General features: G+C 46.3%; 15 protein-coding genes. 6 read left to right on the forward strand and 9 right to left on the reverse strand.

The window, feature by feature from the left end; all coding sequences use genetic code 11:
- Positions 1–245 precede the first annotated feature (245 nt).
- From potA to U9J37_RS04295, 6 genes are all read left to right on the forward strand, one after another.
- Positions 246–1,379, forward strand: a complete 1,134-nt coding sequence (potA, locus tag U9J37_RS04270) for a spermidine/putrescine ABC transporter ATP-binding protein PotA (protein WP_322414047.1) — start codon at positions 246–248, stop codon at positions 1,377–1,379.
- The gene (gene potB, locus U9J37_RS04275; protein WP_322413913.1) at positions 1,360–2,220 is read left to right on the forward strand and encodes a spermidine/putrescine ABC transporter permease PotB; all 861 of its coding nucleotides are present in this window, start codon (positions 1,360–1,362) and stop codon (positions 2,218–2,220) included. Before potA ends, potB begins: the two co-directional genes overlap by 20 nt.
- Positions 2,220–2,990: a spermidine/putrescine ABC transporter permease PotC gene (gene potC, locus U9J37_RS04280; RefSeq protein ID WP_038134645.1), complete on the forward strand. Its 771-nt coding sequence runs from the start codon at positions 2,220–2,222 to the stop codon at positions 2,988–2,990. Before potB ends, potC begins: the two co-directional genes overlap by 1 nt.
- 99 nt (positions 2,991–3,089) lie before the next feature.
- The gene (locus U9J37_RS04285) at positions 3,090–4,124 is read left to right on the forward strand and encodes an extracellular solute-binding protein (protein WP_038186892.1); all 1,035 of its coding nucleotides are present in this window, start codon (positions 3,090–3,092) and stop codon (positions 4,122–4,124) included.
- A 173-nt stretch (positions 4,125–4,297) separates the two neighbouring features.
- Entirely contained in the window at positions 4,298–5,335 is a 1,038-nt protein-coding gene (locus U9J37_RS04290) for an extracellular solute-binding protein (protein WP_005475787.1), read from the forward strand.
- Between the two features lie 58 nt (positions 5,336–5,393).
- Entirely contained in the window at positions 5,394–6,170 is a 777-nt protein-coding gene (locus U9J37_RS04295; RefSeq protein ID WP_322413915.1) for a GGDEF domain-containing protein, read from the forward strand.
- A 22-nt stretch (positions 6,171–6,192) separates the two neighbouring features.
- Here the strand turns inward: U9J37_RS04295 and cobB are convergent, their stop codons facing one another.
- The 9 genes from cobB to U9J37_RS04340 form a co-directional block, all read right to left on the reverse strand.
- A complete protein-coding gene (gene cobB / locus U9J37_RS04300; RefSeq protein WP_005475808.1) occupies positions 6,193–6,930 on the reverse strand; it encodes a Sir2 family NAD+-dependent deacetylase in 738 nt (245 codons plus the stop codon).
- Between the two features lie 160 nt (positions 6,931–7,090).
- Positions 7,091–8,311 (reverse strand): ammonium transporter, encoded by a 1,221-nt coding sequence (locus tag U9J37_RS04305; protein WP_005475804.1) that lies wholly within the window; start codon positions 8,309–8,311, stop codon positions 7,091–7,093.
- Positions 8,312–8,627: 316 nt separating this feature from the next.
- Complete coding sequence (locus tag U9J37_RS04310; RefSeq protein WP_005475807.1) at positions 8,628–9,044, reverse strand: hypothetical protein; 417 nt, start codon at positions 9,042–9,044, stop codon at positions 8,628–8,630.
- Positions 9,028–10,095, reverse strand: coding sequence for a formate dehydrogenase subunit gamma (locus U9J37_RS04315; RefSeq protein WP_005475792.1), 1,068 nt, complete (start codon positions 10,093–10,095; stop codon positions 9,028–9,030). Before U9J37_RS04315 ends, U9J37_RS04310 begins: the two co-directional genes overlap by 17 nt.
- Positions 10,096–10,109: 14 nt before the next feature.
- Positions 10,110–10,718 (reverse strand): formate dehydrogenase FDH3 subunit beta, encoded by a 609-nt coding sequence (gene fdh3B, locus U9J37_RS04320; RefSeq protein ID WP_038134624.1) that lies wholly within the window; start codon positions 10,716–10,718, stop codon positions 10,110–10,112.
- An 11-nt stretch (positions 10,719–10,729) separates the two neighbouring features.
- Positions 10,730–13,585: a formate dehydrogenase subunit alpha gene (locus tag U9J37_RS04325; RefSeq protein ID WP_005475797.1), complete on the reverse strand. Its 2,856-nt coding sequence runs from the start codon at positions 13,583–13,585 to the stop codon at positions 10,730–10,732.
- A 10-nt stretch (positions 13,586–13,595) separates the two neighbouring features.
- On the reverse strand, positions 13,596–13,793 hold the full coding sequence (locus tag U9J37_RS04330) for a twin-arginine translocation signal domain-containing protein (protein ID WP_005475799.1): 198 nt from the start codon (positions 13,791–13,793) through the stop codon (positions 13,596–13,598).
- A gap of 61 nt (positions 13,794–13,854) precedes the next feature.
- Positions 13,855–14,490, reverse strand: a complete 636-nt coding sequence (locus U9J37_RS04335) for a TorD/DmsD family molecular chaperone (protein ID WP_005475811.1) — start codon at positions 14,488–14,490, stop codon at positions 13,855–13,857.
- 9 nt (positions 14,491–14,499) lie between these two features.
- Entirely contained in the window at positions 14,500–16,161 is a 1,662-nt protein-coding gene (locus tag U9J37_RS04340) for a 4Fe-4S dicluster domain-containing protein (protein WP_005475793.1), read from the reverse strand.
- Positions 16,162–16,205: the final 44 nt, after the last annotated feature.

Genomic DNA, 16,205 nt, shown 5'->3' on the forward strand with positions numbered 1-16,205 from the left:
TGATAATTGACCACTAAACGCATTTACAAAGCCTAGATTCCTGATTCAGAGAGAAAAATACCCTACTCCAAAGCGTGTAAAAGGTATAGAGAGAGTATGGTAAGAAAAGTTTACTTTTACCTGCAAAAATATTTCGGTTTCAGGATAAGAAAATGCTTTGATTTCACAATTTTGGTGATTATGATGCGCGCCTCTATTTTGTGTAACTACGGGTCTTCGCTAAAACTCGCGACATAATGACCATTGTGGGAGAAAAACAGACGTTGAACGCTAAACAAAAAGCAGGACAACCAGTTATTCGTCTAACTGGTATCAGTAAAAGTTTCGATGGTAAGGAAATCATCGGTAATCTGAATTTAGATGTGAACCATGGTGAATTCCTTACCATTCTTGGTCCATCGGGTTGTGGTAAAACAACCGTTCTTAGAATGATTGCTGGTTTCGAAACCGCTGACCAAGGTGACATTATTCTTGATAATCAGAATGTAACCTCAGTCCCTGCAGAACAAAGGCATGTCAACACTGTATTCCAAAGTTACGCACTCTTCCCACATATGACAGTGTTTGAGAACGTAGCATTTGGTCTGCGTATGCAAAAAACACCGGCTTCGGATATCGAACCTCGCGTCATGGAAGCATTGCGCATGGTTCGCCTAGAGAAAATGGCGCAGCGTAAACCCCATCAGCTATCAGGTGGCCAGCAACAACGTATCGCTATCGCGCGCGCAGTTGTGAACAAACCTAAAGTCCTGTTGTTGGATGAATCTCTCTCTGCGCTTGATTACAAACTGCGTAAGCAAATGCAGATCGAATTGAAACAGCTTCAGCGCCAGTTAGGCATTACCTTCATCTTCGTGACACATGATCAGGAAGAAGCACTCTCTATGTCTGACCGCATTATCGTTATGCGTGACGGTGTAATAGAGCAAGATGGTTCTCCACGTGAGATCTATGAAGAACCGAAGAACTTGTTCGTCGCTCGCTTTATCGGCGAAATCAATGTGTTCAATGCGACCATGCTCGAGCGTTTAGATGACAAGCGCATTCGTGCTGACATCGAAGGTGTTGAATCTGTAGTTTACTACGATCAAGACGCGCAATCGGGTGACAAGCTACAAGTGCTTCTTCGCCCTGAAGACTTACGTATCGAAGAGATCAAAGAGTCTGAGCAAAAAGGTATTGTTGGTCACGTTACTGAACGAACCTACAAAGGTATGACCTTAGACTCGGTCATCGAGCTCGAATCAGGTATGCGTGTGATGGTTAGCGAATTCTTCAATGAAGACGATCCCGATGTGGACCACTCTCTTGGACAAAAAGTCGCAATCACTTGGGTTGAGAGCTGGGAGGTGGTACTCAATGATAAGCAAGAAGCTTAATCTACAAAACGCCATCATTGCCCTAATTGTTGGTTGGTTAACACTGTTTGTGCTAATCCCTAACGTCATGATTATTGGTACCAGTTTCCTCACGCGTGATGAAGCTAACCTAATCGAAATGACGTTCACATTAGACAACTATGTGCGCTTGATGGACCCACTGTACGCCAAGGTACTGTGGCACTCATTCTACATGGCGATTGTCGCGACGCTGATCTGTTTGGCCATTGGTTATCCATTTGCCTACATCGTGGCAAAAATGCCTGAGAAATGGCGACCAATCATGTTGTTTCTGGTGATTGTTCCTTTCTGGACTAACTCGCTGATTCGTACGTACGGCCTTAAAATCGTATTGGGTACTCAGGGCATCTTGAACAAATCGCTGATGGCGATGGAGATCATCGATAAACCGATTCGATTGATGTACACCGAAACTGCGGTAATGATTGGTCTGGTCTATATTCTGCTGCCGTTTATGATACTTCCGCTCTACTCAGCGATTGAGAAGTTAGACCATACCTACACGGAAGCAGCGCAAGACTTAGGGGCAAACAAGTTCCAGATATTTACCAAAGTAACGCTCCCTCTGACCATGCCTGGCATTATTGGAGGCTGTTTATTGGTGCTACTGCCTGCACTGGGTATGTTCTACATTTCTGACTTACTCGGCGGAGCGAAAAACTTATTGATTGGTAACGTCATTAAGAGCCAAGTATTGAACGCACGTGATTGGCCATTTGGTGCCGCGACCAGTATCGCTCTAACCATTGCGATGGCAATCATGCTTTACGCCTACTACAGAGCGGGCAAATTATTGAATAAGAAAGTGGAGCTAGACTGATGGGCCGTACAGTTAGATTTAGCTTTATGACATTGGTGTACGCGTTTTTGTATCTGCCAATTATTGTCTTGATTGTTAACTCATTTAACGCCAACAAATTTGGCATGAAATGGGGCGGTTTTACCACAAAGTGGTACGAAACCTTGATCAACAACGACAGCCTGATGCAAGCCGCGTGGCACTCGTTAAATGTTGCGATTTTTTCAGCAACAGCAGCAACCATAATTGGTAGCTTAACGGCTGTTGCCCTATTTCGTTATACCTTTAAGGGTAAGGGTGTGGTCAACGGGATGCTTTTTGTCGTGATGATGTCTCCGGACATCGTAATGGCTATTTCGCTGCTCGCGCTGTTTTTGGTGATGGGAGCGCAACTAGGATTCTTCACCTTGTTGGTTGCTCACATTACATTCTGTCTGCCGTTTGTAGTCGTGAGCGTATACAGCCGCTTAAATGGCTTTGACGTCAAGATGCTCGAAGCGGCCAAAGATTTGGGTGCAAGCGAATGGGTTATCTTGAAGCAAATTATTTTGCCTCTTGCTAAACCAGCAGTTGCAGCAGGCTGGCTACTGAGTTTCACCCTATCACTAGACGACGTGATTATCAGCTCGTTCGTGACAGGCCCAACATATGAAATCTTACCGTTGAAGATCTATTCAATGGTGAAAGTCGGCATTTCACCTGAAGTGAATGCCCTCGCAACCGTGATGCTGATTGTCTCACTAATTTTGGTTGTAACATCTCAGTTGCTAGCCAGAGAAAAAGTGAAGTAGAATCCGCATCGAAAAACACGAAACAGAATGGCATGTCGCCGTTCTGTTTTTCTATCCAATCTCCATTGTGGAGATACGTTTGGTTTGGAGCTAACGTCAATGAAAAAATGGGCTACTTTATTAGCTGGTAGTGCATGTGCGCTTTCTCTGTTCTCAGGATCAGTTGCAGCGGACGAAAACAAAGAACTTGTATTTATGAACTGGGGTCCTTACATCAACAGTAATATCCTAGAACAATTTACAAAGGAAACTGGCATCAAGGTGATTTACTCGACTTACGAGTCGAATGAAACACTGTATGCAAAGCTAAAAACACATAATCAAGGTTATGACCTTGTCGTACCGTCAACTTACTTCGTCGCAAAAATGCGCGATGAAGGAATGCTGCAAAAAATCGACAAGTCGAAACTGAGTAACTTCTCTAACCTAGATAAGAACTACTTGGACAAGCCTTACGATCCAAACAACGACTATTCGATTCCTCACGTAGTAGCGATTACTGGCCTTGCCGTTAACGCTGACATGTACGATCCGAATGACTTTACGAGCTGGGCTGATCTATGGAACCCAGAACTTGAAGGTCAGCTAATGTTGATGGACGACACCCGCGAAGTGTTCCACATCGCTTTGCGTAAACTGGGTTACTCTGGTAACTCAACCGATCCGAAACAGATCGACGAAGCGTACGCAGAACTACAGAAGCTAATGCCAAACGTATTGGTATTTAACTCTGACAACCCAGGTGCTCCATATATGTCTGGTGAAGTTGGCGTAGGTATGCTTTGGAACGGCAGTGCGGCTGCGGCTCAAAACGAAGGTATGAACCTAAAACTTGTCTTCCCTAAAGAAGGCGGTATCGGTTGGGTTGATAACTTTGCCATCTCTTCGGGTGCGAAGAACGTAGATGCGGCTCATAAGATGATCGATTTCCTACTTCGCCCAGAAATTGCCGAGCAAATCTCGCGCGATACCGGTTATTTAACAGCGGTTGCTGAGTCTAACGCCAAGTTTAAAGATGTGGCTCCCCTATTCCCTTCTCAAGAAGATCTGGACCGTGTGGAGTGGCAAGATTCGGTAGGCGATTTAACCGTGAAGTATGAAGAATACTTCCTAAAGCTTAAAGCGGGTCAATAACCCAAACTAAACAGGAAAATAGGCAGCATTCGCTGCCTATTTTCGTCATTGGCTGATATAATTTCTGTTTGCATGGTTTGTTGTTCTAACAAGCGACTTAACTCACTGCTTACCCAGCGTACATAAGCTTGGAAATGCTTATGCTGTCTAAGCACAGGAAAAACGGAAAAATAATGAAAAGTAAATTCTATGCAAGCGCACTGTGCGCGGCGACTCTGATCGCTTCCCCTGCAATGGCTGCTGATCAAGAACTCTACTTCTACAACTGGTCTGAATACATTCCAAACGAAGTTCTTGAAGACTTTACAAAAGAAACCGGAATTAAGGTGATTTACTCAACTTACGAGTCTAACGAAAGCATGTACGCTAAGTTAAAGACTCAAGGTTCTGGTTACGACCTAGTAGTACCGTCTACTTACTTTGTCTCTAAGATGCGCAAAGAAGGCATGCTACAAAAAATTGACAAAGAGAAGCTTTCTCACTTTGCCGATCTTGATACAAACTTCCTAAACAAACCGTTCGACCCAAACAACAGTTACTCTATCCCTTACATCTGGGGCGCGACAGGTATTGGCATTAACTCAGACATGCTAGACAGCTCTTCAGCAACGAAGTGGGATGACTTCTGGGATAGCAAGTGGGAAGGCCAACTTATGCTGATGGATGACTCGCGCGAAGTCTTCCATATCGCCCTAACGAAGCTTGGGTACTCACCAAACACCACGGATCCAGATGAAATCAAAGCAGCATATGAAGAGCTGAAAAAGCTAATGCCAAATGTATTAGTTTTCAACTCTGATTTCCCAGCAAACCCATACTTAGCAGGCGAAGTTTCTCTTGGCATGCTTTGGAATGGTTCGGCATACATGGCGCGTCAAGAAGGCGCATCTATCAACATCATCTGGCCTGAAAAAGGCGCTATTTTCTGGATGGACAGCCTAGCTATTCCTGCAGGTGCGAAGAATATCGAAGCGGCACACAAAATGATCGACTTCCTACTTCGCCCAGAGAATGCAGCGAAAATCGCTCTTGAGATTGGCTACCCTACGCCAGTGGCTACAGCACACGATCTACTGCCTAAAGAGTTTGCAAACGACCCAAGCATTTTCCCACCACAAGAAGTGATGGAAAGTGGCACGTGGCAAGACGAAGTGGGTGAAGCAAGCGTGCTTTACGACGAATACTTCCAGAAACTTAAAGTAGATAATTAAGCGATTTATCTTACACTTAATAAAGCGGCATCTGCCGCTTTATTAGTTTGAGAGGACTATGTACAGAGTCACCCTTTTCTTTCTTTCATTGCTGATCATCGTCCAATTATTACTATTGGTGATGAGTCATTTCTTCGCTGTTGATTCACGCTACGATCTGCTTTTCGAGACAAACACCCTCTTTCTGGTGATTTATTTAGCCTACATCTCTCTGCGAACAGTGCGCTCCAACTCACTGGTTAATTATGGGGTTGGCTTACTGATCACAAACAGTTTTTATGAAGTCGTCACGGAAATCACTTACTTCAACGACATCGCAGCGCAACATCCGTTGGTTGACTCGTTTCTAGAAGACGGCTTGTTACAACTTTCGTTCTTGTTGTTGGCCTTTGGCATTACTCGTATGGTCAATAAAGCGAAAGAGAACGCCACTATTGATGAGTTAACTGGGCTATACAACCGAAAAAAACTCAACAACATCACCCTCGAAAAATTTGACTTAATCTACTTTGATTTAGATGGCTTAAAGTTAGTCAACGATACACAAGGTCATGCGCAAGGCGATATTATGTTGGTTCGCTTTGCACAGGCGTTACGAGAATCGACTTCTGAGGCGGAGCAAGCGTTTAGACTGGGTGGCGATGAATTTGCTGTTGTGGCGTCGCCAGGGGCAGGACTCGCGTTCATTCGCAAGATCAACGCTCATCTAGAAGGTGAAGACATCAAGTTTAGCTATGGTATTGATTCAACAACCAAGACTCAGTTCCATCAAGCGTTAATCAATACAGATAAAGCCATGTATGAAATGAAAAAAGCTCAGCGAGGCAAGCGCTGAGCATCTATTCAAAACGCAACGTTTATGCGTGCTTTGCTTGAGGTTTCTGCAAAGCTAGGATTTCCTCAACCAGTTTCGGAACTTCCACACTGGCTTTTCCATAACGCTTCTCTTCAAACTCACTCTCAACAGCACTTGGCTCTAAATTGATTTCTATTGTGTGGGCACCATGCATTTTGGCATCGTGAACAAATCCAGCAGCGGGGAAAACAACCCCTGATGTACCAATCGAAATGAACAGATCTGCGTCTTCTAGGGATTGATAAATCTCGCCCATTCGTAATGGCATTTCGCCAAACCAAACAACATGAGGTCGCATTTGAGATGGCATTTGACAGCAATGACAAAGATCGCCCGTTTTGATTTCACCCAACTCTTCAACCACTTGATTCGATACGCTGCAACGTGCTTTTAGGAGTTCGCCATGCATGTGAATGACGTTCGAGCTGCCACCTCGCTCATGTAGGTTATCGATGTTCTGTGTAATCACGGTTACCGTCCCGTCTAGCTCGGCTTCCAGTTGCCCTAATGCGATGTGAGCTGCATTGGGTTCAATATGCGGTTCTTGTAGCATGATGCGGCGTTTATTATAGAAATCTTGAACAAGATCAGGGTCGCGGGCAAATCCTTCAGGGGTCGCGACATCTTCTATGCGGTGATCTTCCCACAAGCCATCTTGCGCTCGAAAAGTTTGAATACCTGATTCAGCTGAGATCCCTGCTCCAGTGAGAATTACGACATTACGATACGGAAACTTCATACCACATCCTTATATTTTTCCTTTAGATGTAGCTTAGCACTTCGCTAATAACATCAGAAGTTATGCGGATTAGACCATAGTCGAAATCAAACGAGTTATACAAGGTAATGTGAACTAAAACAAAAAAGGCGACCGAAGCCGCCCTATCTCAACCGATTGTTTAATCGTCACTCGTGGCAGAGATTTTATGAATCGCCAAGTCTGCACCATTGAACTCATCTTCTTCCGATAAGCGTAAGCCAGATACTTTGTTAATGATGCCGTACACAACCAAAGCGCCCCCAACCGCAATCCCAATGCCGACTAATGTACCGAGCAACTGAACCACAAAGCTCACGCCTCCGAGGCCACCTAACACAGTCTGGCCGAAAATACCGGCAGCAATGCCACCCCACGCCCCACAAACTCCGTGAAGCGGCCAAACTCCAAGAACATCATCGATTTTGGTTTTGTTTTGAAGGTAGGTAAATAGATAAACAAATAACGCCCCTGCGACAGCACCCGTAATCAAAGAGCCGATGGGATGCATTAAGTCAGAGCCGGCACAAATGGCAACCAGACCAGCTAAAGGACCATTGTGAATAAAGCCTGGGTCGTTTTTGCCTGCGATTAAAGCAGCAACAATTCCACCGACCATCGCCATCAATGAATTCATCGCGACGAGCCCGCTGATGCCATTAAGCGTTTGCGCTGACATCACGTTAAATCCAAACCAGCCAACACACAGAATCCATGCGCCGAGCGCTAAAAACGGGATATTCGATGGCGCAAAGTTGGTGTGCTTTCCTGCTCTGATTCGCCCTTTACGCATACCGAGGAAAAGAACTGCAACCAACGCAATCCAACCGCCGACACCATGCACAACAACGGAGCCTGCAAAATCATGGAACCCATAGCCAAATTGTGATTCGAACCAAGCCTGCAAACCAAAGTTGCCATTCCAGATCATGCCTTCAAACACTGGGTAGACCAATCCAACCGTAAAGAAGGTCGCCACAAGGATAGGATAAAAACGAGCTCGCTCAGCAATCCCGCCAGAAACGATGGCTGGAATCGCAGCGGCAAAGGTTAGTAAGAAGAAGAACTTGACCAGCTCATACCCATTTCCTTGTGAAAGAGTTTGTGCGTCAGCGAAGAAGTTTGCTCCATAAGCGACCCAATAACCGATGAAGAAATAGGCAAGCGCTGAAATACCGAAGTCTGCAAGAATTTTAACCAGAGCATTGACTTGGTTCTTATGTCTGACCGTACCGACTTCGAGAAATGCGAACCCAGCGTGCATTAAGAACACCATAATGGCACCAAGAAGAAGAAAAAGTGTGTCCGAACTTTGAGTCAGGGTTTGAACGGCTCCATGAACCTGACTGGCTGTTACGCTCATCCGTATAAGTCTCCATTTTTGTTTGTCGCGCACTTTTCCTGTGCGTCATATAACATCGCTCACCACATTGGTGATATTGCTTGAAGCCCTGATACGGCAAGTTACATGCCACTAAACTATAATTTTATAATCTACATCTTAGTGATTGAATTTATTAAAATAATTAAAGGATTCAAGTTGAAGGTGACGATTTGAATGTGCAAACTGGGTGAGAAAATGCACCATGAGAGGGATAGTTGCACCAGATAGAGGCGCAATCTTTTGGTGCATAAAAAAGAGCCCTGAAGAGATCAGGGCTCACTTAGTAAGAGGCTTTTTACAGGTTTGGTCCTTTTGAAAAACTAAATGGTTGGTTGTCTCTGAGTTTGCTCATGCCTTGGAACATGCGGATAAACCAAATCACTATCGCAATTACACCAAATAACATTCCTACGTATGGGATGTAATAAGCAATCTCGTCGATGATATGACTTTGATACCAGTAATCATTGACCCCTTTCAGGACACCATTTGACGTCGCTACCGTGATGATCAATACGACAAAGTAGGTTAAGTTCAGGAAGAAAGTTCGAATCAAGCCGTAATAGTGAGAATCGATCACTTCGCCATCTTCACCTCGGTCTAAACGGTAACCCGCGTAAACAATCGCAATCACACCTGAAATTAGGCAGGTAAACGGAGTAAAACAACTTAAGATGTACGCAACCCAAATACCATTATGAGGTTTGTTCATTCGTCTGCGCTCCTTTTACTTCGTGGTCAGAGCTCGCGGTGTTTGCATTTCCACCCTGCTCTTCTCGCTCTTTAGCCATCATCTCTTCATACCAAAGGTCATGGTGCTCTTTGGCCCAAGTTTCATCAACCTCGCCCGTTACCATACCTTCAAGTGCTCCTTCCATTCCGAATAAACCGATATAGATGTGGAACACGAAACCACAGATTAGAATCAGAGCCGCTAACATATGGACCAGGTTAGAAAGCTCCATATCACGTCGCGTCTGACCAAAGATTGGGAAATCCAATACCAACCCGCTGATCGCAACGACCGTTCCTACAACAATGAGTAACCAGAACAGCGCTTTTTCACCAGCGTTAGAAAACTCTGCTGATGGATGCGAGCCTTTATGTTTACCCACCATGCCACCAAGCTTCATAAACCAAGCAAGATCGACTTTTTTGAAGATCGACTTTCGCCACCACTTAATCAGCACACATAGCAGCAACACGTAGAAGATTGGACCAATGTAGTTATGGTATTGCTTCGCCAACATAATGATGAAGCCCCATAGCTCAGACGGAATGTACGGCTTAAGGAAATGTTTACCATAAACCAGCATTAGCCCACTAAACGCTAAGGTTAAGAAAGTGAATGCCATGCTCCAGTGAAGAGCGCGATCCAGTCGAGACCAACGCTTGATCTTCTTACCTGTTCTTGGCGCACTTAACATAAGTGGACCAATGACAATGTACATGAGAGTAACGAAAGCGATACTACCGAAAATCGCCACAGCTCCCGCTGGTGACATCCATTTCTCTTTCAAAATGTACCAGGTTTGCCCTGGGGTACTGATCAGCATTCCATGCTCTGGGAACTGAGACGTCGTGTAGCCCTCTTCGCCTTGACGAACTTGACGCCAAAAATCGGCGCCAGCCAATTGGGTCATTTCACGTTGTGCAACTTCAGACTCTTTTTGCTCAGCATGCGCAGGCAGCGATAAAGCAAAGAGTAATGCTGCCATCATTGACAGCATTACAAGAGATGCACGTTTAAACATTGAAAACATGAATCTCTCCACCCTTAACTTTTCGTTGCGTCGTAAGACAAGTCGTTACCATTCGTCCAACCCGCACCTTTCGCACCACGCTCAACCACACGTTGACGGAAGATATCTGAGACTTTCTCAGCATCACCCGCTAACAGCGCTTTAGTTGAGCAGAGCGAGGCACACATTGGCAGTTTGCCTTCAGCAATACGGTTCGCACCGTACTTCTGACGTTCTTCTACTGAACCTGGCTCTGTTTCAGGACCACCGGCACAGAAGGTACATTTGTCCATCTTACCGCGCTCGCCAAAGGCTTCCTGTTTCGGAAACTGAGGCGCACCAAACGGACAAGCAAACAGACAGTAACCACAACCGATACAAAGGTCTTTGTTGTGCAGCACGATGCCATCTTCTGTGTGCTCAAAACAGTCTGCCGGACACACCGCCATACAAGGCGCATCAGTACAGTGCATACAAGCAACCGAGATCGAGTTCTCACCCGGTTCACCATCGTTCAAGGTAACAACGCGGCGGCGCTGAATACCCCACTCTAGCGCGTCGTCATTTTCGTTCTTACATGCAGTGACACAGCCGTTACATTCGATACAGCGCTTGGTGTCACAAAGGAATTTCATTCTAGCCATTTGTTGACTCCTTAAGCTTTGCGAATGTTACATAGGGTGACTTTAGTTTCCTGCATTTGCGTAACAGGGTCATAACCGTAAGTCGTTGCAATGTTGGCTGATTCACCAATCACGTATGGGTCTGTCCCTTCAGGGTACTTGCCGCGAAGGTCTTCGCCTTGGAACTTACCGCCGAAGTGGAATGGAATAAATGCCATGCCCGGCTTCACGCGTCGAGTCACCATCGCTTTCACGTGGATTCGACCTTTCTCTGCACCTTCAACCCAAACCATTTCGCCATCTTTGAAGCCAAGATCATTGGCATCTTTCGGGTTCACCTCGACAAACATTTCTTGTTGAAGCTCAGCAAGCCATGGGTTTGAACGAGTCTCTTCACCACCACCTTCGTACTCAACCAGACGACCTGAGGTTAGGATGATTGGGTACTCACCCGATACATCTTTGTCTTGAATTGACTTGTACATGGTTGGCAGACGATAGATAGACTCGCTGTCGTCCCACGTTGGGTAATCCGCGACTAGGTCACGACGTGGTGTGTAAAGCGGTTCACGGTGCAGTGGCACGCGATCTGGGAAGGTCCAAACTACCGCGCGCGCTTTCGCGTTACCAAAAGGAATACAGCCGTGTTTGATGGCTACGCGCTGAATACCGCCTGATAGGTCGGTCTTCCAGTTTTTGCCTTCTGCTGCTGCTTTCTCTTCTGCAGTAAGATCATCCCACCAACCCAGAGATTTCAGTAGCTTGTCACTGAACTCTGGATAGCCATCTTCAATCTCACAACCTTTTGAGTAGCTGTCTTCAGCGAGAATATTGGTGCCTTCAAACTCCACACCAAATCGAGCACGGAAGTTACCACCGCCCTGAGCAACGGGTTTAGACGTATCGTAAAGGATATGCGTACCCGGGTGTTTCATCTCAGGTGTACCCCAACATGGCCAAGGCAAACCATAGGTTTCACCGTGAGCAATACCACCTTCTGCTTCCAGTGTCGTTTTGTGGAAGGTATGCCAGTTTTGTTGGTGCGCTTTTAAACGCTCTGGGCTTTGACCTGTATAACCAATCGTCCACATACCCTTGTTAAATTCACGAGTAATGTCTTCGATAACAGGTTGGTTGTTTTCCACTTTCACGTTCTTGAACAGCTGCTCTGCAAAGCCTAGCTTCTTGGTCAGCAGGTACATGATTTCGTGGTCAGGCTTGGAGTCGAAAAGAGGCTCAACGACTTTGTCACGCCACTGAATAGAGCGGTTAGACGCCGTCACACTGCCGTAAGTTTCAAACTGAGTAGTAGCAGGTAGAAGATAAACACCATCGGTACGATCGTTCATTACCGCTGCGACGGTTGGGTATGGATCGACGATAACCATCATATCCAGCTTTTGCATCGCTTTGCGCATTTCTACGCCGCGAGTCTGGGAGTTAACCGCGTGCCCCCAGTAGAACATAGCGCGAATGTTGTCGTTTTGTTCGATGTTATCTTTGTTTTCTAATACGCCATCAATCCAACGAGACACAGGAATACCCATGTTGTTCATTGGCTTTTTGCCGCGGTATTCGTTTTGGTCGAAGCGGTTTTGTACCCACTCATGGTCTAGATCCCAAACCTTAGACCAGTGTTTCCAAGCACCATCTGACAGACCGTAGTAACCAGGAAGTGTGTGCGAAAGTACGCCTAGGTCAGTTGCGCCCTGTACGTTATCGTGACCACGGAAGATGTTCGCACCACCACCAGATTTACCCATGTTACCTAGCGCAAGCTCAAGTACACAGTATGCACGCGTGTTGTTGTTACCGGTTGTATGTTGAGTACCACCCATACACCAAACCACACAGCCTGGGCGGTTTTCAGACAGCAGTTTCGCGGTTTTGTAGACGTCAGCTTCAGCCACACCCGTTACACGCTCAACTTCTGCTGGGTTCCATTTAGAGACTTCTTCACGGATCTCATCCATGCCGAATACACGTTGGCGAATGAATTCTTTGTCTTCCCACTGGTTAGCGAAGACATGCCACAAGATACCCCAAATGAAGGCAACGTCAGAACCAGGACGAAGAGATACGTAGTGATCTGATTTTGCAGCGGTACGTGTGCGACGCGGGTCAGCAACAACGATCTTACAGTTGTTTTTCTCTTTGGCGATCAAGATGTGCTGCATGGCAACTGGGTGTGCCTCAGCTGGGTTGGAGCCAATGAACAGCATCGACTTACAGTTGTGCATGTCATTGAACGAGTTAGTCATCGCGCCGTAACCCCAAGTGTTTGCTACACCTGCTACGGTTGTGGAGTGACAGATACGCGCTTGGTGATCGACGTTATTGGTGCCCCACAGTGACGCCATTTTGCGGAACATGTACGCTTGCTCGTTATTGTGCTTCGCGCTACCAAGCCAATACACTGAGTCAGGACCTGATTCTTTGCGAATATCGAGCACTTTATTGCCGATCTCTTCGATCGCTTGATCCCAAGAAAGCTTTTTCCACTTACCGCCTTCCAGTTTCATTGGGTATTTCAAGCGACGCTCACCATGTCCATGTTCACGCAGTGCTGCCCCTTTAGCACAGTGGCCACCAGCGTTGAATGGATGGTCAAACGCAGGCTCTTGACCTGTCCACACACCGTTTTGCACTTCGGCATAGATACCGCAGCCCACAGAACAGTGAGAACAGATCGTACGTTTGACGTCGGTTTTAGCACTTGGATCAACAGACTTTGCTTCTGCTTTCTTGATCATGCCCGGTGTAAATAGGCACGCACCTGCAACCGCACCACCAGCAGCCAATGAGCTGTTTTTCATGAATGCGCGGCGTGAAATACCCAATTGATTTTGTTCTTTGCTCACACTATCGGAGCGTTTAACGAGTTTCATTGCTTAGCTCCTATAGGGTTTCGTAGTAATCACGGATATGTTGCGTTTCGCGATAACCTGTCTTCTTTGATTCTTTATCCACCGCTACCGTCTCCGATGCGTTAGCCACAGTTGCGGTACCTGTAACAACAGCACCCGCAACGGCAGCTGTGGTCAAGCCTTTAAGAAGATCCCTACGGCTTGTGTTTATTTCTTTATTATCTTTCATTTTGCTTCCTTACCTTTACGGTACTTGGAGACTCAGCGTCTCTCTTATCGACGCGAACTCGTTACTGCTGAGCTTGGTCGTACTCAGTGACGTTTTTCACATCAATTTTTAATTGTGTTTTAATGCTTTTCGTTTTCTCGCTAAAGCGCACTTGCTCTAGCGAAAGGAATGCATTGAGCAATGCGGCAACGTTCAGATAAAAGTCAGCGCTCTTTGCCTCACTAATTTGATTAACGAGTGAGCCAAACCAAGGTGCAATGTGCTTGTTGAAAAACGCTTGCTGAAGCGCTTCATCCTCTTGAGTGATCATCGCCATAACTTCACACAATGCAGCAATATGGTCTTCTGGTTCTTTCACCTGCTCTTCACGTTCAAACCCCATCTGGTCAAGATCATTGCGGATCTCTGCCAGTGGTTTTTCCATTAAAGAACCTGTGCGATGCCAAGAAGCAAATGGCACAACTTCTCCACGGCCAATGCCGATAAACAGCTCTTGGTATTCGTCTTCCAGTGCACTAATGTTTGCTTTGGCTGCCGCAGTAGAAATGCCCTGCCACGCTTTTTGCATGTCACTTTGTTCTGATTCCGCCTCGAGTTGACAAAGGAACGCTAGCATCTCTGCTGAAGGCGTATGACGCAGCAGTGCTGAAAGCAGCAAGTAAATCTCTGTACGTAATGTTTGTTGTTCGATACTCACACGCCACTCCTAGTATTTGAGTTGTTGCATCGGGTCTTGAGCCATTGACTCAAACATGTCTACCACTCGGCAGTCTTCACACATGGCGATACGGTTGATCGCCGCTTCATCAGAGAAATGAGAGTGACCGCGTAACTTGTTTTGCAGCATGTCAATCATTGATTGCGGTGCGAACGGTTTATGGCAGCGAATACATTCCGCCGCTTTCTCTTCATGCAGAACTACCGCATTCTGACGCGTTTGACTGTCCCAATTCATTCGAGGCGTCAAACTAAGCGCATTCTCAGGGCACGCTTTTTCACATAGCCCACATTGAACACAGTCTTGTTCAACAAATTGAAGAGATGGCGAGGTGCCATCCGTGTGAAGTGCGCGTGTCGGACAAACCGCCACACAGCTCATACACAAGGTGCAGTCTTTGCTTTCACATGAAACCGAACCAAACGGCGCGTTGGCTGGAAGATCCACGACATTTTCAACAGGGATACGCGCTTTAGCGAGCGCATCAAGCGCCGTGAATAGACGAGCGCGTTTATTGCCTTCAAGATCGCCCAACGCTAAGTCAAACGAATCCGTGCAAAGTGTTGGTTGACCTTCGCGTAGAGATTCTAAATACAAAATATCGATAGTCTCTTTCGCAATACCGAGCTGACTCAACAACTCTTGAGCAATAGAGACTTCATTATTGAGCACTCGAATGATAGTCGGTGGCATAAAGCGACTTGCCGCAAAAAGAACCTGTGTGGCCCCGTTCACCAATGCCGCTAACCAACTGTCTATTCCCACGGAAGGCAGCTCTTCTACAACGATTGGAACAACGTTATCTGGGAGGGCTTTCAATGCCATGACGTTGTACTGTTCATGACGAGAACTGCAGATTAGGACAATGGGGTCGACACCACCGGCTTGTTCGTAGTTCGCCAAGGTGCGCTCAACGAATTTTTGTGTCTCTTGCGGATTCGGCAGTGCATAGTGAATCGCTTCTGTCGGGCAAGCAGTCGCACATGTGCCTACGCCTTGACACAAATACGGGTTAATCTCGATGCGGTGACCGGTCTTATCTGAACCTTCACTCGATAACGCTCCCGCAGGACAAGCGTCGACACAGCGCTCACAGCCTTTAACACCGCGTGAACTGTGTGCACACAAATCAGTATCTAGGCGAAAATACTTAGGCTTATCAAAGGTGCCCATCAAGGTTGGAATCTCTTCTAACGCTTCCGCCAATTTTGGATAGCCACGTCCAACGGGGTAATAACCAGGAACCGGCACTTCCTCTTTCATGCAGCTTTCAAGACACAGATCGAGGACGATATCGAAGCAGTCATGATTGATAGCGACTTTCGCAAGATTGCTCGAAATGCCTTTGTTTTCGATCACAACGTCAAACGTGCCGAGAAAACCGGAAACTTGAACGCTGTTTGCAAAGTAAAGGTTAGCGTGTTGACCCATTTCCCCGTCAGTGGAGAGAAGTGTCAGGCTTTTCATTTGAGCCAGCTGCTCAGCCGCGCTTTCGATAATCGCCGTAGGGCCAACGATCAAAGTGTGACCACCGCTTTCATAGCTGACTGTAGGTGGAATGAGATTCGTCAGTTCAACGGTATTTTCGAAGGCGTATAAACGTGCCTTTCCGTTGGTTGACGTTGATTCTTGTAATAGTTGTTTAAGCATTGCTCACTTCCAGTTCTATTCCAGTAAGAACATGAATATTCACT

Source organism: Vibrio sp. 16 (assembly GCF_963681195.1).
Lineage (GTDB): Bacteria > Pseudomonadota > Gammaproteobacteria > Enterobacterales > Vibrionaceae > Vibrio > Vibrio sinaloensis_D.

What these genes read in the sequence shown, in the direction of transcription:
- potB (WP_322413913.1), top strand. Translation starts at nt 1,360, where the DNA reads ATGATAAGCAAGAAGCTTAATCTACAAAACGCCATCATTGCCCTAATT.
- potC (WP_038134645.1), top strand. Translation starts at nt 2,220, where the DNA reads ATGGGCCGTACAGTTAGATTTAGCTTTATGACATTGGTGTACGCGTTT.
- U9J37_RS04285 (WP_038186892.1), top strand. Translation starts at nt 3,090, where the DNA reads ATGAAAAAATGGGCTACTTTATTAGCTGGTAGTGCATGTGCGCTTTCT.
- U9J37_RS04290 (WP_005475787.1), top strand. Translation starts at nt 4,298, where the DNA reads ATGAAAAGTAAATTCTATGCAAGCGCACTGTGCGCGGCGACTCTGATC.
- U9J37_RS04295 (WP_322413915.1), top strand. Translation starts at nt 5,394, where the DNA reads ATGTACAGAGTCACCCTTTTCTTTCTTTCATTGCTGATCATCGTCCAA.
- cobB (WP_005475808.1), bottom strand. Translation starts at nt 6,930, where the DNA reads ATGAAGTTTCCGTATCGTAATGTCGTAATTCTCACTGGAGCAGGGATC.
- U9J37_RS04305 (WP_005475804.1), bottom strand. Translation starts at nt 8,311, where the DNA reads ATGAGCGTAACAGCCAGTCAGGTTCATGGAGCCGTTCAAACCCTGACT.
- U9J37_RS04310 (WP_005475807.1), bottom strand. Translation starts at nt 9,044, where the DNA reads ATGAACAAACCTCATAATGGTATTTGGGTTGCGTACATCTTAAGTTGT.
- U9J37_RS04315 (WP_005475792.1), bottom strand. Translation starts at nt 10,095, where the DNA reads ATGTTTTCAATGTTTAAACGTGCATCTCTTGTAATGCTGTCAATGATG.
- fdh3B (WP_038134624.1), bottom strand. Translation starts at nt 10,718, where the DNA reads ATGGCTAGAATGAAATTCCTTTGTGACACCAAGCGCTGTATCGAATGT.
- U9J37_RS04325 (WP_005475797.1), bottom strand. Translation starts at nt 13,585, where the DNA reads ATGAAACTCGTTAAACGCTCCGATAGTGTGAGCAAAGAACAAAATCAA.
- U9J37_RS04330 (WP_005475799.1), bottom strand. Translation starts at nt 13,793, where the DNA reads ATGAAAGATAATAAAGAAATAAACACAAGCCGTAGGGATCTTCTTAAA.
- U9J37_RS04340 (WP_005475793.1), bottom strand. Translation starts at nt 16,161, where the DNA reads ATGCTTAAACAACTATTACAAGAATCAACGTCAACCAACGGAAAGGCA.